Genomic DNA, 12902 nt, shown 5'->3' with positions numbered 1-12902 from the left:
CCCGTTCACTCTTCAGAGGGATCGGCGTGCCGGCGCCGCCAGGGCCGGTCGGGCCCGGGCATCGGCACAGGCCCGGCGGTGGAGCGTGGTGGGAGCGTACGGCCGGTCGGGTCAAGCGCGGATGACGCTCGCGGGGCGGCGTCTTTTCCTGTCATTGCCGGATGCGATTCCGGCGACGACAGCATCATGAAAGGTCCTCCTGTGAGCGACATACGCGTCTCCGCGACCGTGGCGACGGCCATGGCCGCGGTTCTTCTGGGCACCGGCGGCGCCCATGCCGCCCCGCCCCCGGCCTTCGCGCCCTGCTCCCTCGTGGAGCACCAGGGGGACGGCGGCCGTCACTGCGTCGAGAGCCCCCTGGCGGGCCGGCAGAACGACGACGACGGCAGGCGCAAGGGCTTCAGCGGCTACGAGGTGGTCGTCAGGGACAACAATCTCGTCCCCGCCCACGACAACGCTCAGGTCATCGTGAACTGCCCGGCGGGCAAGAAGGTCCTCGGCGGCGGGTTCTTCGGCTTCATCCCGGAGGTGCGGACCTTCCGGTCCTTCCCCCAGGGGTCCGCGTTCACCGCGTGGGTCGTCGTCGTCCAGAACGACAGCAACGTCACCAGCGCGTTCGACGCCTATGCGATCTGCGCGAAGGTCGACTGCTGACCGTTGCCGTACCCCGGAGTCACGGTGAAGGCCCGGGTTCCGGGCGGCTGTTGGGCCGGGCGGGGCGGCGCTGGGCGGGGTGGGGCCAGAGGAGGGTGACGGCGAGCAGGGTGATCGCGGCGCCGAGGATGTTGTTGCCGAGCCGCCAGGCGGCGTCGAGCACGGTGAGGGGCTCCGCGAGGCTGACCAGGAGGAGCAGGACCGGGGTTCCGAGGACGGGCCAGTAGCCGTAGTTGTACTGGCGGAACGGGCGGGCGAGGCCGCCGAGGACGGCGATGAGGGCGACGGTGGTCCAGTAGCCCGCATGGGCGCTGATCAGGAGGAGGATCGCGGCCGTCGCCGCTCCGCCGATCATGCCGATGCCGCGTTTGACCACCCGGGCCTCGGTCGCCTCCCAGGACGGGCGGAGCGTCGTCAGGACTCCGACGAGCACCCATCCGGCGTGGGGCCAGTGGAGTGCCGTGAGGAGCAGGTAGCCGGCTCCTGCGCAGACCGCCGCCTGCGTGGCGTAGCGCAGGTCCGGGCTGCCGAGGCTGAGGTGGTCGGCGATGCGCCGCCGCGGCCGGTCGACGTCCGGGCCGGTGCGGGGTGGCGCGTTCGGCGAGGCCGCGACGGGCAGCAGCAGGGCGATCAGCGCCACGGTGCCACCGAGGAGGAACGCGCTGACGTAGGCGGTGACGGTCAGGGCGTGCGGGAGGCTCGTCGCCATGATGAAGGTGACCAGGGGGGTGATGGTCACCCCGGGAACGGGGATCATCAGGGCGAGCACGACGATGCCGGCCGCGGTCCAGAGCGGGTGGTCGCCGGTGAGGATGCCGAGGACGCTGGCGGCGGTGAGCGTCAGCAGGCGCCGGCCCAGGAACATCAGGCGCCGAGGGGCGCTCCGCGGTGGGACCGCGAGGGCGACGAACCATGCGGCCAGGGCGCCGATGACGCCGGCCGTCCGGGAGCCGGTGAGCTCGCCGACGGCCGGCGGGACGGCGACGACCGCGCCGACGAGGATCCCGAACCGCCAGTGGTAGTGCGCTCCGGGCTCGCGGCGGAGGAAGATCTCCGCCGTCGTGGCGAGCGGATGCCGGTCGGTCACGGGAGGTCGGCGAGGAGGCCGGTCGTGGTCATCGTCGCGATGCCCGACAGCATGCGCACCGAGGCCTCGTGCTCCTCGGAGCTCGGGGCGGCGCACGCGTCCTCGGCGATGACGACGTGGTAGTCGCGGTCGTGGGCGTCCCGCGCGGTGGACTGCACGGCCATGACGGTGCTCACGCCGCACAGCACGACGCGCTCGATGCCCGACGCGGAGAGGATCTGCTGCAGCCGGGTGCCGTAGAAGGCGCTGACGCGCGGCTTGGCGATCACGATGTCGTCGGGGTCGACGTGCAGGTCGGGGTGGAACGCGGTGCCCGGGCCGGCCAGGTCGAGGGCGCCGAACTCGTGGGCGCGGCCGAAGACCGGTGAGTGCTTGGGCTGGTCGCGGTATCCGGCCTCGAATCCGACCTTCACCAGGATGGTCGGCCAGTCACGTTGCCGGGCGATCCGCTTCGCGGTGTTGAACCGGGCGACGACGTCCCGTTCCGCCACCTGGGGCGCGCACCGGGCGACCTTTCCGTCCGGGTGCGTGATGTCGACGATGTAGTCCAAGCCTATGAGTGCTGTGCGCATGGGTCTGTTCTCCCGTAAGGGGTTGTAAGGGGTCATTCGCGGAAGTCGGCGATGCGTTGCATCAGGGCACCGGCGGTCAGGAGCTGCTCGGTCTCCGACGGGCTCAGCACCGCGGCGGCGGCCCTCACCAGCCACTGCTCACGCTCCGCGCGGTCACGTGCGATGAGCTCTCGGCCGGTCGGTGTCAGTCCGATGACGCTGCGCCGGCCGTCGGCGGGGTCGGGCGTGAGCTCGACGAGCTCCTTGGTCTCCAGGCGCCGCAGCAGAGCGGCGAGGTTGGACCTGGCCATGCGGAGGTCGTCGGCGATGACGCTCGGGCGGGCGTCGACTCCGTGCCGGTCGACGGCCCCGAGCACCAGGACCTCGTTCATCGGGATGCCCCCGATGTGTTCCTCGCGCAGCCGCCGGTGCAGGGCCATGAGGTTCCGGCGGAACAGGTTGGCCTGGTCGATGTCCATAAAATAACTATGCCACATAGCTATGCTGCATAGCTATCCCACGAGCGCGCGTCAGTTTTATTGAAAGTTTAAGTATCGAAGGGCTAGAGTCGCTCTCGTTCTTGAAGTTTCAAGATTTCCCCTCACGCCACACATGCGCACCCCCGAAGGAGTCGATGTGAAGACCACCCGCACGGCATGGACCACCGCCGTCGCCCTCGCCGTACTCGCCGCGACCGGAGCCACCGTCGCCGCCGCCGGCCCCTCCGCTCCCCACCCCTCGAAGGCGGCCGCGAGCGAGGACGAGCAGTTGCGGCAGCTGTACAAGGAAGCCCAGGCCGAGGGCGGCCGGCTGGTGGTCTACGCCGGCGGTGACAAGCCCGGCCAGGCCGACTACCTCAAGAACGCGTTCGTGAAGCAGTTCCCCAAGATGAAGGTCGACACCGTCGTCGACTTCAGCAAGAACCACGACGCGCGCCTCGACAACCAGATCGCCGAGCACAAGGTCGTGGCCGACGTCGTCCACCTCCAGACCCTCGACGACTTCCCGCGCTGGAAGAAGGAAGGGGCGCTGGAGAAGTACAAGCCGGTCGGCTGGAACAAGGTCTACGACCGGATCAAGGACAAGGACGGCTACTACACCGGCCTGTTCTTCATCGGCTTCGCCAACGTCACCGCAACCACGCTCGGCGACAACGCGCCCGTCGAGGCCGAGGACTTCCTCAAGCCGGAGTTCAAGGACAAGCTCGTCTTCACCTACCCCAACGACGACGACGCCGTCCTCTACTACTTCAAGCAGCTCACCGACACGTACGGCTTCGACTACCTGAAGAAGCTGCGCGCCCAGAACCCCAAGTTCGTCCGCGGCACCGCCGACGCCTCCGCCCAGGTCGGCAAGGACGGGTACGTGGCGAACTTCGGCAGCTCGGGCAGCTCCAGCGGCCTGTCGAGGACCAGCATCCCGGAGAAGTCGCCCTGGGTCGCCTGGCCGCAGACCGGCGCCATCCTCAAGGACGCCCCGCACAAGGCCGCCGCCAAGCTGTACCTGAGCTGGATCCTGTCGAAGCAGTACCAGGAGAAGTCCTACGGCTGGAGCTCCCGCACCGACGTCGCCGCCCCGGCCGGCCGCAAGGGCATCTTCGACTACGCCAACATGAACCCGCTCGGCCTCGGTGAGTTCATGAGCGACCGCGCCGCCCTCGACCGCTTCAAGGCCCGCGTCAACCTCTACGTCGGTGACGTCAAGGGCGCCGACCCCGCCGACCCCGAGGGCAAGCTCGGCCTTTACCCCGTCGACCAGAACGGCACCCAGGGCTGAGCCCACGCCATCGGGGATGGCGCGTCCGTACCGCGTACGGGCATGATCACCCGATGAGCTATCTCGGACTCGTGACCGTCGTCGTACGTGACTACGACGAAGCCATCGCCTTCTATCGCGACGCCCTCGGCTTCGACCTCCTGGAGGACACCCGCCTCGGCGACGAGAAGCGGTGGGTGGTCGTCGCCCCGCCGGGGGCACGGGAAACAGCCGTGCTCCTGGCCAGGGCCGCGACCGGCGAACAGGAGGCGCGTATCGGGGACCAGACCGGCGGTCGGGTCGGCTGGTTGCTGAACACCGACGCGTTCGAGCGCGATTACGAGCGGATGCGGGCGGCCGGGGTCGTGTTCGAGGAAGCGCCCCGCAAGGAGGCGTACGGCACGGTCGCCGTCTTCCAGGACCTGTACGGGAACCGCTGGGACCTCATCCAGCTCGACCGGCCCGGCACCGGTCCGGCCCTCGGCTGAGGTCAGTCGGAGGGAGCCCCCTTGCCCACCGCCTCGATGGGGCGCAGCAGGTAGGAGTCCATGATCCAGCCGTGCCGCTCCCGCGCCTCGGCCCGCCGCTCGACGATGGTGTCGGCCACCTCGTCCAGCGGCCCGGACACCAGGATCTCGTCCGGGGTGCCGAGGTAGGCGCCCCAGTAGATCCACAGGCCCCTGCCCCGGCAGTGGGTGAAGGCCTGCTCGGCGTCCAGCATCACCACGACGTCCTCGGCCTCGCCGGGCGGGGCCTCGGGCAGCCGGCGGCCGGGGGTGATGCGGACCGGGTGGCCGACCCGGCTGACCGTGACGCGGTGCCGCGCGGCCAGGACGGAGACGCTGCTCACCCCCGGCACGACCTCGTACGCGAAGGACACCCGGCCGCGGGAGAGCACGTCGTCCAGGACGGGGAGGGTGCTGTCGTACAGCGAAGGGTCGCCCCAGACGAGGAAGGCGCCGCATTCGCCGGGCGCCAGTTCCTCGCTGATCAGCCGCTCGTAGAGCGCGGAGCGCCGGCGCAGCCAGTCGGCGACCGCCGAGCCGTATCCGGTGGCGTCGTGCGACCCGCGGTCGCGCCACGGGTCGGCGACCTCGACGACGCGATGAGGGCGCGTCACATGCTCGTCGAGCATCGCGGTGCGCAGCCGGCCGAGGTCCGATTTCTCCTGGCCCTTGTCCAGGAGGAAGAAGACGTCGACGCGGTTCATCGCCCGTACGGCGGCCAGGGTCAGGTGCTCGGGGTCGCCGGAGCCGATGCCGATGACGAGGACGTTCCTCGTGGCGTCCGTCATCGCCGGCCCGCCCCGGGCACCGCGCACGCCGTCCCCGTCCCCGTCCCCGTCTCCTCTTCCTCGCCCGGCCGCATGCATTGTGCGGCGTGCAGGAGTTCCTCGATGATCTCGTCCATCTCGATGCGCTTCTCCACTCGTTCCAGGTCGGGGACATGGGCCCGGGTGGACACGCGCCGCGGGGCGAGGAGCTCGCAGCAGTCCTCGTCGGGCAGCACGGAGACCTCGGCGGTACCGATGGCCCGGGCCTCGTCGATGATCTCCTGTTTCTCCCAGGCGAGCAGCGGGCGCAGGACGGGGAGGGGCGCGGCCTGGTCGACGGCGGCCAGGTTGGTCAGGGTCTGGCTGGCGACCTGCCCGAGGTTGTCGCCGGTGACCACGGCCTCGGCGCCCAGGCGCCGGGCCAGTGCGCCGGCCGTACGGACCATCAGCCGCCGCTGGGCCACCACCTGGAGCTTTCCCGCGCCCGCGATGGCCAGCCGCTTCTGCGCCGTGCCCAGCGCGATGACGTACAGCTCGCCGGCGGGCTGGTAGCGGTTGAGCTCGCGGGCGAGCGCGTAGGCCTTGTAGACGGAGGAGGCGTTCGTATAGGGGGCGCCGGTGAAGTGGACGAAGTCGCAGCTCAGGCCGCGACGCATGGCGCGGTGGGCGGCGACGGGCGAGTCGTAGCCGCCGGAGAGCAGGACGAGGGCGCGACCGCTGGTTCCCACCGGCAGGCCGCCCTGGCCCTTGTGGCGCAGCCACGACAGGTAGGTCTCCTGCCGTCCGACCTCCAGGGAGATCCGGACGCCGGGGTCGCGGAGATCCACGGGCAGGCCGAGGGCCTCCTGGACGACGCGTCCGACGTGGCGTTCGAGCTCGGTGGAGGTGAGCGGGAAGCTCTTGTCCCGGCGGCGGGCGCGTACCGCGAAGCTGAATTCCGGGCGGCGCGTCCGCAGCTCGCGCAGTGCCTCCACCGTCGCCGAGCAGATGTCCTCCACCGTGGTGGGGATCCGTACGGCCGGCTCCACCGCGCTGAGGCCGATGACCCGGCGCGCCCGGTCCACCAGGTCCTCCAGCGGGACCTGGCCGCCGAGGACGGTCACGTGCTGGGTGCTCTTGATCCAGGTCGACCCGCCGATCCCGCGCAGTGCGTACCGCAGGTTGTCGTGCAGCCGCCGCTCGAAGCGGTCGCGGTTGCGTCCCCTGAGGAACAGCTCGCCGGGCTTGAGGAGGACACAGTACGGGGGCTCGGGCGGACGGGGGGACCCGGTGCCCGGGGCACTCGGCTGCCAGGACACGGAATCCTCCTTCACGCGCCACGTCACGGGCCCCGGGGCGGCCGTGATGGTCCGCCCTGCCGCGGGACGAACCCGCCGCTTCCACCACATTAAGCCCCAGGGCCACTTCCCGTTCTTCAGCTCCGGCCGTAGCTGTGGAACCCCCTGCCGGACTTGCGGCCCAGCAGCCCCGCCTCGACCATGCGCAGCAGCAACGGGGGCGGGGCGTAGAGGGGCTCCTTGAACTCCTCGTACAGGGATTCCGCGATGGAGGCGACGGTGTCCAGGCCGATGAGGTCGGCGAGCCTGAGGGGGCCCATGGGGTGGGCGCAGCCGAGCTCCATGCCGGTGTCGAGGTCGGTCGCGGTGGCGAAGCCGGATTCGGCCATGCGGATGGCGGAGAGGAGGTAGGGGATCAGGAGGGCGTTGACGACGAAGCCGGCGCGGTCCTGGGAGCGGATGGCCGTCCTGCCCAGCGTGTGGGTGGCGAAGGCCTCGACGGTGTCCACGGTCGCGGCCGCGGTGTGGAGGGAGGGGACGATCTCCATCAGGGGCAGGACGGGCACGGGGTTGAAGAAGTGCAGGCCGACGACGCGGTCGGCGCGGCGGGTGGCCATGCCCAGGCGCATGACGGGGATCGAGGAGGTGTTGGTGGCGAGGATCGCCTCCGGGTCTTCGACGATCTTGTCGAGGGCGGTGAAGACGTCCGTCTTCAGCTCGGCGTTCTCGCTGACGGCCTCGACGACGAGGTGGCGGTCGGCGAGGTCGTCGAGGCTGCCGGAGAAGACGAGCCGGTCGAGCGCGTCCTCGGCGCCGGCCGCGTCCAGCTTGTCCTTGGCGACGGCGCGTTCGAGGGAGGCGGTGACGCGGTCCCGTGCGGCACGCGCGGCGGTGGCGTCCGCTTCGCAGACCACGGTGTCGAGGCCGGCGCGGGCGCAGACCTCGGCGATGCCGGAGCCCATCTGACCGCCGCCGACGATGCCGACGCGGGTGAGGGTGAGGGTGGTGGTCACGACTGTGCCTCCGATCGGGGAAAGGGGTGGCGTACGAGGTGGTGGGGGTCCGCGAGCGCCTAGTGGAACTGCTCCTCCTCGGTGGAGCCGGTGAGCGCGGTGGTGGAGGAGGCGGGGTTGACGGCGGTGGAGACCAGGTCGAAGTAGCCGGTGCCGACCTCGCGCTGGTGCTTGACGGCGGTGAACCCGTCGGCCCGGGCGGCGAACTCGCGCTCCTGGAGGTCGACGTAGGCGGTCATGCCGTACTCGGCGTAGCCGCGGGCGAGGTCGAACATGGCGTGGTTGAGGGAGTGGAAGCCGGCCAGGGTGATGAACTGGAACCGGTAGCCCATGGCGCCCAGTTCGCGCTGGAACTTGGCGATCTGGTCGTCGTCGAGGGCGGCCTTCCAGTTGAAGGACGGCGAGCAGTTGTAGGCGAGCATCTTGCCGGGGAAGCGGGCGTGGATCGCCTCGGCGAAGGCACGGGCCTGGGCCAGGTCCGGGGTGCCGGTCTCCACCCAGATGAGGTCGGCGTAGGGGGCGTAGGCCAGGCCGCGGGCGATGGCCGGCGCCATGCCGTCGCGTACCCGGTGGAAGCCCTCCGCCGTGCGCTCCCCCGTGCAGAACCGCGCGTCGGCCTCGTCGACGTCGCTGGTCAGCAGGGTGGCGGCCAGCGCGTCGGTGCGAGCCACGATGAGGGTGGGCACGTCGGCGATGTCGGCGGCGAGGCGGGCGGCGTTGAGGGTGCGGATGTGCTGGGAGGTGGGGACGAGGACCTTGCCGCCGAGGTGGCCGCACTTCTTCTCGGAGGCGAGCTGGTCCTCGTAGTGGATGCCGGCCGCGCCGGCGGCGATCATCGCCTTGGTGAGCTCGAAGGCGTTGAGGGGGCCGCCGAAGCCCGCCTCGGCGTCGGCGACGATGGGGGCCAGCCAGTCGGTGGTGTCGGTGCCGCCTTCGGCGGTGGCGATCTGGTCGGCGCGCAGGAGGGCGTTGTTGACGCGGCGCACGACCTGAGGGACGGAGTTGGCGGGGTAGAGGCTCTGGTCGGGGTAGGTGTGCCCGGCCTGGTTGGCGTCGGCGGCGACCTGCCAGCCGGACAGGTAGATCGCCTGTAACCCGGCCCTGACCATCTGCACGGCCTGGCCGCCGGTGAGCGCGCCCAGGGCGTGGACGTAGTCGCGTTCGTGCAGCTGCCGCCAGAGGCGCTCGGCGCCGCGCCGGGCGAGGGTGTGCTCCTCGCGGACGCTGCCGGACAGCCGGACGACGTCCTGTGCTGTGTGGATGCGCTCGATGCCCTGCCAGCGAGGGTCGGTCGCCCACCGTGCGGTCAGCGCTTCCGCTGTCGCTGCCGCCGTCGCCTGTGCCTGGGCCTGTGCCTGGACCTGGGACTGGGACTGGGCCTGGGCCTGGGTCATGGTCGTCTCCCGCTCGTCGCGCTCCGCATCGCCTGCCTGCCTGCCAAGGCTGTGAAGGGTGCGAAGGGAACGTCGCTGTCTCGCCGTCGGTTGGAGGTGCGGCTCGCCATGCCCTTCCGGTGGGCCGCAACACGACTCTGGCAGTGGCACTGAGTGCCATCAAGGAGGGCCGTCCGCCAAGTGTTGCGAATCTTCGTCACGCCTTTTGCGAAGCGTGCCAAGTCCTCCGGGATGCGGCGCGGTGCGACGCGGGCGTGCGCGTGGAAAGCTGAGGAGAGGGAGGGGGAGCCGTCGCGGAGAGCGGGAGAACATGCCAGTCACACCGTTGACGAGCCTTGAGGACTTCGAGCGGGCGATCGTCCAGGCCAAGCCCGTGGTCGTGGGCTTCTACACCCGGTGGGGCAGCCTCAGCCATACGATCGTCCCGGCCTTCGAGGAGCTCTCCGAACGCGGCGAATTCACCGATGCGATCGATTTCTACTGCGTCGACACCGACACGGCGCAGGACATCGTCCAGCGAGCGAAGATCGGCCCCGTACCCGCGTTCGTGATCTTCGCCGGCGGTACCGAACGCGCCGAGAGGGTGGCCCCGACCCCGGACGACTTGCGGGACCTGATCCGCGGGGCGACGACGACGGGCCCGGGGTGACGGGAACGAACCGTGCGGGGGCGGGGGCGGTCAGTACGCGTGCCGGTCCGACTTGTTCATCCAGGCGTCGTAGGCCTGGGCGCCGAGCTCGGGAAGGATCTGCTCGACCTTGATTCTCCGCTCACTGAAAGGCCTCGTGAAGTCCTCGTACTGGAAGGCGTCGTCGAATCCGATCCGACGTGTGTCGTCCAGGTCCTGGCTGAAGTACACGGCGTCTATCCGCGACCAGTAGATGGCGCTCATGCACATCGGGCACGGGGCGCCGCTGATGTAGATGGAGCAGCCCTGAAGCATCCGGGCCCGCTCGGGAACCGGGTCCGGTGAGCCGTCGGGGCGGGGCACGTACTCCAGAATGCTCTCGTTCTGGTGCTCCTCGGAAACCGAAGGAGCTTCGGGGTTGAGTCGCTGCACGGCCTTGCGGATGCTCTCCATCTCGGCGTGGGCCGTCGGATCGCTGGTCAGAAGGACGCGGTTCTGCCCGCGCGCGATGATGTCGCCATCGCAGGTGATCACCGCACCGAACGGACCGCCCCAGCCGTTCTCCACCGACTCCGTGGCGAGTCGTACCGCTTCGGCCATGAACTCTTTGTGTCCCATCACAAAATCTCCGATCGGCATCGCTGAATAAAGGGATCGGCATCGCCGAATAAGGCTGAACGTTCACGAATAAGTACGAGCACACCTGCACTGAAATGCCGGATTTGACCTGTAAGTTGTATATGTACTAGCCTAACTCGGGTGGGTTCCCGTGCAAGCCGTGATGCCGGGTCCAACAACGCCACCGTCGTGATCTCGCAGAAGGTGCACGCGGATCGCGTCGAGGACTACCGGCGCTGGCAGGACAGGACGAACGAGGCCGCCCGCGAATTCAACGGGTTCGAGGGCGCGGAGGTCTACTCGCCCGAAACCGGCGAAGAGAACGAATGGGTAGCCGTCTTCCGTTTCTCCGGGATCGACTCCCTGACCGCTTGGTTGAACTCGCCCCGAAGGCAGGAGTTGCTCGCCGAAGGGCGGGAGCTGTTCGACGGCCCACCGAGCCAGGAAGTGCTCCGCGGCGGTGCCGCTCCCGAGCGGCCGCCGGAGGCCGTCACGGCCGTCATCTCGCACGAGGTGAAGCCCGGACAGGAACAGGGGTTCCTGCGTTGGCAGACGAAAACCCTCAAGGCGCAGGAGAAGGCACCCGGATTCATGGGATCCGAGTTGTTCAGGCCCGTCCAGGGGGTGCAGGAGCGCTGGGTCGTCGTCTTCCGCTTCGACACGCGAGAACACCTCGACGCATGGCTCACCTCCGATGTCCGCGCGGCGCTGCTGGAGGAGGGGCGCAACTATTTCGGCGCCTACGACGTGCGCAAGGTCGGATCGGCGTTCAGCGGCTGGTTCCGTTTCGGTGAGGGAGCGCAGGGCAGTGCTCCGCCCAACTGGAAACAGGCCATGTCCGTGCTCCTGGCGCTCTATCCCACCGTGATGGTGCTGAACCTGACCGAGGGTGTCGAGCTGACCAGTCTCGGTGTTCCCGGATATCTCGGTCTGTTCATCGGGAACATGCTGAGCGTCAGCGCGCTGACCTGGCTGCTGATGCCTCTGGTGAACAAGGCGCTCGCCTTCTGGCTGGTGCCCGCGCGCGCACGCGGCCGCCGCGTCGATCTGGTGGGCGCGGCCGTGGTGGTGCTCTGTTATCTGGTGGCCATCGCCGTCTTCGGACTGATCACACACTGACCGCTCACGCACCGACCACGTACCGACCACGCACGCACTCACCGCTCACGCACCGACCGCTTCCCATGCCGGCCGGGCGAGGCGAGGAGGCCATGATGTCCGAAGAAGCCGTCGAGGGGACGCTGATACGGCGCGGCGACCCAGGCTACGAGAGCGCCAGGACCGGCGCGGTCTGGAACGGGCTCAAGCCCGAGCGGTTCCCCGCCGCCGTCGTGCGGCCCGGGTCCGAAGCGGACGTCTCCCACGCCCTGGCCTATGCCCGGTCCCATGGGCTGCGCGTGTCGACGGTCTCGGGCGGTCACAACTGGTCCGGGTCCCAGCTCCGGGACGGCGGGCTGCTGATCGACCTGTCGCTGCTCGCGGAGTGCCGTGTCGACGCCGGGTCGGCGACCGCCACGGTGGGGCCGGCCGCGACCGGCCGGGACCTGGTCGCGGCGCTCGGCCCGCACCGGCTCGCCTTCCCCGTGGGCCACTGCCCCTCCGTCGCCGTGGGCGGATACCTGCTCAGCGGCGGGCTGGGCTGGAACTCCCGCGCATGGGGCGTGTCATGCGCCGACGTCCAGGAGATCCGGGCCGTCACGGCCGACGGCCGCACGGTGAGCTGCTCCGAGACGGAGAACGGTGACCTCTTCTGGGCCGCTCGGGGCGCGGGGCCCGGCTTCTTCGCCGTCGTCACCGGCTTCCGGCTCGGCCTCCACGCCCAGCCGGCGTCCATCACGACGACGAGTCTGACGTTCCCGCTGTCCGACACCGGCCGCGTGGCGGGCTGGGCGGAACGGACCGCGCGCGAACTCCCACCGAACGTCGAGACCGCTCTTGTCCTCACGGCCTCCGCCACCGCCACGCCCGGGACACCGGACCCGGCGGGAGCGAGGGTGGTGGTCGGGGCCACCTCGTTCGCCGCGACACCGGAGGAAGCGCTCGCCTCACTGGCCCCCGTGTCCGGCTGCCCCTTCGCCACGAGCGCCGTTTCCCGGCAACCGCCCGAACCCACCTCCTTCGCCGCCCTCCACGCGGGCGCCGGCGGACTGTGGCCGCCCGAGCGCCGCTACGCGGCGGACACGCTGTGGTCGGCGGAGACCTACGAGACCCAGCTGACCCGAACGGCCGACGCGATCGCGCGCGCCCCCTCCGGCCGGTCCCTCGTGCTGGCCCCGGTGCAGCCGGTGTCCGAGGAGCCGGCCCTGCTGCGCGCCATGGCCTTCTCCCCGCTCGGCGACTCGTATCTCGTCTGCTACGCGATCTGGGACGACGCGGCCGAGGACGAGGCCAACGCCCGGTGGCTGCGGGAGGCGATGGGTGCCGCGGACCCGTCGGGGCACGGCGGCCACTACATCGCCGAGGCCGACCTGGAGGCCGGCGCGGCCGCCGCCCGGCGCTCGTACACTCCAGCCGCCTGGGACCGTTTGCGGGAGCTCAAGGCGAGCTGGGACCCGGAGAACCTGTTCCACTCCTACCTCACGCCGTGATGCACCCGATGGAGCGAACCCCTCGGCCCGTCGGGCCGGGAGTCTCGGGTGGGCGGGCGGGCCT

General features: G+C 70.3%; 14 protein-coding genes. 6 read left to right on the top strand and 8 right to left on the bottom strand.

Annotated elements, in window-relative coordinates; genetic code table 11:
- Nucleotides 1-201: 201 nt before the first annotated feature.
- Nucleotides 202-654 (top strand): hypothetical protein, encoded by a 453-nt coding sequence (locus tag AC07BS_RS01295; protein ID WP_478929251.1) that lies wholly within the window; start codon nt 202-204, stop codon nt 652-654.
- Nucleotides 655-673: 19 nt separating this feature from the next.
- Here the strand turns inward: AC07BS_RS01295 and AC07BS_RS01290 are convergent, their stop codons facing one another.
- The 3 genes from AC07BS_RS01290 to AC07BS_RS01280 are packed head-to-tail and all read right to left on the bottom strand — an operon-like array spanning nt 674 to nt 2771.
- On the bottom strand, nt 674-1741 hold the full coding sequence (locus AC07BS_RS01290) for an FUSC family protein (RefSeq protein ID WP_478929249.1): 1068 nt from the start codon (nt 1739-1741) through the stop codon (nt 674-676).
- A complete protein-coding gene (locus tag AC07BS_RS01285; RefSeq protein ID WP_478929247.1) occupies nt 1738-2313 on the bottom strand; it encodes a cysteine hydrolase family protein in 576 nt (191 codons plus the stop codon). Before AC07BS_RS01285 ends, AC07BS_RS01290 begins: the two co-directional genes overlap by 4 nt.
- A gap of 32 nt (nt 2314-2345) precedes the next feature.
- Entirely contained in the window at nt 2346-2771 is a 426-nt protein-coding gene (locus AC07BS_RS01280; RefSeq protein WP_478929245.1) for a MarR family winged helix-turn-helix transcriptional regulator, read from the bottom strand.
- Nucleotides 2772-2928: 157 nt separating this feature from the next.
- On the opposite strand from AC07BS_RS01280, the gene AC07BS_RS01275 reads away from it, so the two are divergent.
- A complete protein-coding gene (locus AC07BS_RS01275) occupies nt 2929-4068 on the top strand; it encodes an ABC transporter substrate-binding protein (protein ID WP_478929243.1) in 1140 nt (379 codons plus the stop codon).
- 53 nt (nt 4069-4121) lie between these two features.
- Nucleotides 4122-4535, top strand: coding sequence for a VOC family protein (locus AC07BS_RS01270; RefSeq protein WP_478638794.1), 414 nt, complete (start codon nt 4122-4124; stop codon nt 4533-4535).
- Nucleotides 4536-4537: 2 nt separating this feature from the next.
- On the opposite strand, the gene cobF is transcribed toward AC07BS_RS01270, so the two are convergent.
- The 4 genes from cobF to aceA all read right to left on the bottom strand — a co-directional run bounded on the left by cobF (nt 4538) and on the right by aceA (nt 9004).
- Nucleotides 4538-5341, bottom strand: a complete 804-nt coding sequence (gene cobF, locus AC07BS_RS01265; RefSeq protein WP_478638796.1) for a precorrin-6A synthase (deacetylating) — start codon at nt 5339-5341, stop codon at nt 4538-4540.
- Nucleotides 5338-6618 (bottom strand): tRNA uracil 4-sulfurtransferase ThiI, encoded by a 1281-nt coding sequence (gene thiI / locus AC07BS_RS01260; protein WP_478929241.1) that lies wholly within the window; start codon nt 6616-6618, stop codon nt 5338-5340. Before thiI ends, cobF begins: the two co-directional genes overlap by 4 nt.
- 116 nt (nt 6619-6734) lie before the next feature.
- A complete protein-coding gene (locus tag AC07BS_RS01255; RefSeq protein ID WP_478929239.1) occupies nt 6735-7610 on the bottom strand; it encodes a 3-hydroxybutyryl-CoA dehydrogenase in 876 nt (291 codons plus the stop codon).
- A gap of 59 nt (nt 7611-7669) precedes the next feature.
- The gene (gene aceA / locus AC07BS_RS01250) at nt 7670-9004 is read right to left on the bottom strand and encodes an isocitrate lyase (protein WP_478929237.1); all 1335 of its coding nucleotides are present in this window, start codon (nt 9002-9004) and stop codon (nt 7670-7672) included.
- Nucleotides 9005-9314: 310 nt separating this feature from the next.
- Here aceA and AC07BS_RS01245 point away from each other — a divergent pair, with 310 nt between their 5' ends.
- Entirely contained in the window at nt 9315-9653 is a 339-nt protein-coding gene (locus tag AC07BS_RS01245) for a thioredoxin family protein (protein WP_478638805.1), read from the top strand.
- A gap of 30 nt (nt 9654-9683) precedes the next feature.
- Here AC07BS_RS01245 and AC07BS_RS01240 read toward each other — a convergent pair whose 3' ends face one another.
- The gene (locus tag AC07BS_RS01240; protein ID WP_478929234.1) at nt 9684-10232 is read right to left on the bottom strand and encodes a nucleoside deaminase; all 549 of its coding nucleotides are present in this window, start codon (nt 10230-10232) and stop codon (nt 9684-9686) included.
- A gap of 159 nt (nt 10233-10391) precedes the next feature.
- Here AC07BS_RS01240 and AC07BS_RS01235 point away from each other — a divergent pair, with 159 nt between their 5' ends.
- Complete coding sequence (locus AC07BS_RS01235) at nt 10392-11369, top strand: antibiotic biosynthesis monooxygenase (protein WP_478929232.1); 978 nt, start codon at nt 10392-10394, stop codon at nt 11367-11369.
- Between the two features lie 95 nt (nt 11370-11464).
- Nucleotides 11465-12838 carry an FAD-binding oxidoreductase gene (locus AC07BS_RS01230; protein WP_478929230.1) on the top strand — a complete coding sequence of 458 codons (1374 nt, stop codon included), beginning with the start codon at nt 11465-11467 and terminating at the stop codon, nt 12836-12838.
- The last annotated feature ends 64 nt before the right edge of the window (nt 12839-12902 follow it).

It is taken from the genome of Streptomyces sp. NPDC044063, from assembly GCF_056434285.1.
This window is presented reverse-complemented; position numbering and strand designations above follow the sequence as displayed.

What these genes read in the sequence shown, in the direction of transcription:
- AC07BS_RS01240 (WP_478929234.1), bottom strand. Translation starts at nt 10,232, where the DNA reads ATGGCCGAAGCGGTACGACTCGCCACGGAGTCGGTGGAGAACGGCTGG.
- AC07BS_RS01230 (WP_478929230.1), top strand. Translation starts at nt 11,465, where the DNA reads ATGTCCGAAGAAGCCGTCGAGGGGACGCTGATACGGCGCGGCGACCCA.
- cobF (WP_478638796.1), bottom strand. Translation starts at nt 5,341, where the DNA reads ATGACGGACGCCACGAGGAACGTCCTCGTCATCGGCATCGGCTCCGGC.
- AC07BS_RS01280 (WP_478929245.1), bottom strand. Translation starts at nt 2,771, where the DNA reads ATGGACATCGACCAGGCCAACCTGTTCCGCCGGAACCTCATGGCCCTG.
- AC07BS_RS01245 (WP_478638805.1), top strand. Translation starts at nt 9,315, where the DNA reads ATGCCAGTCACACCGTTGACGAGCCTTGAGGACTTCGAGCGGGCGATC.
- aceA (WP_478929237.1), bottom strand. Translation starts at nt 9,004, where the DNA reads ATGACCCAGGCCCAGGCCCAGTCCCAGTCCCAGGTCCAGGCACAGGCC.
- AC07BS_RS01270 (WP_478638794.1), top strand. Translation starts at nt 4,122, where the DNA reads ATGAGCTATCTCGGACTCGTGACCGTCGTCGTACGTGACTACGACGAA.
- AC07BS_RS01285 (WP_478929247.1), bottom strand. Translation starts at nt 2,313, where the DNA reads ATGCGCACAGCACTCATAGGCTTGGACTACATCGTCGACATCACGCAC.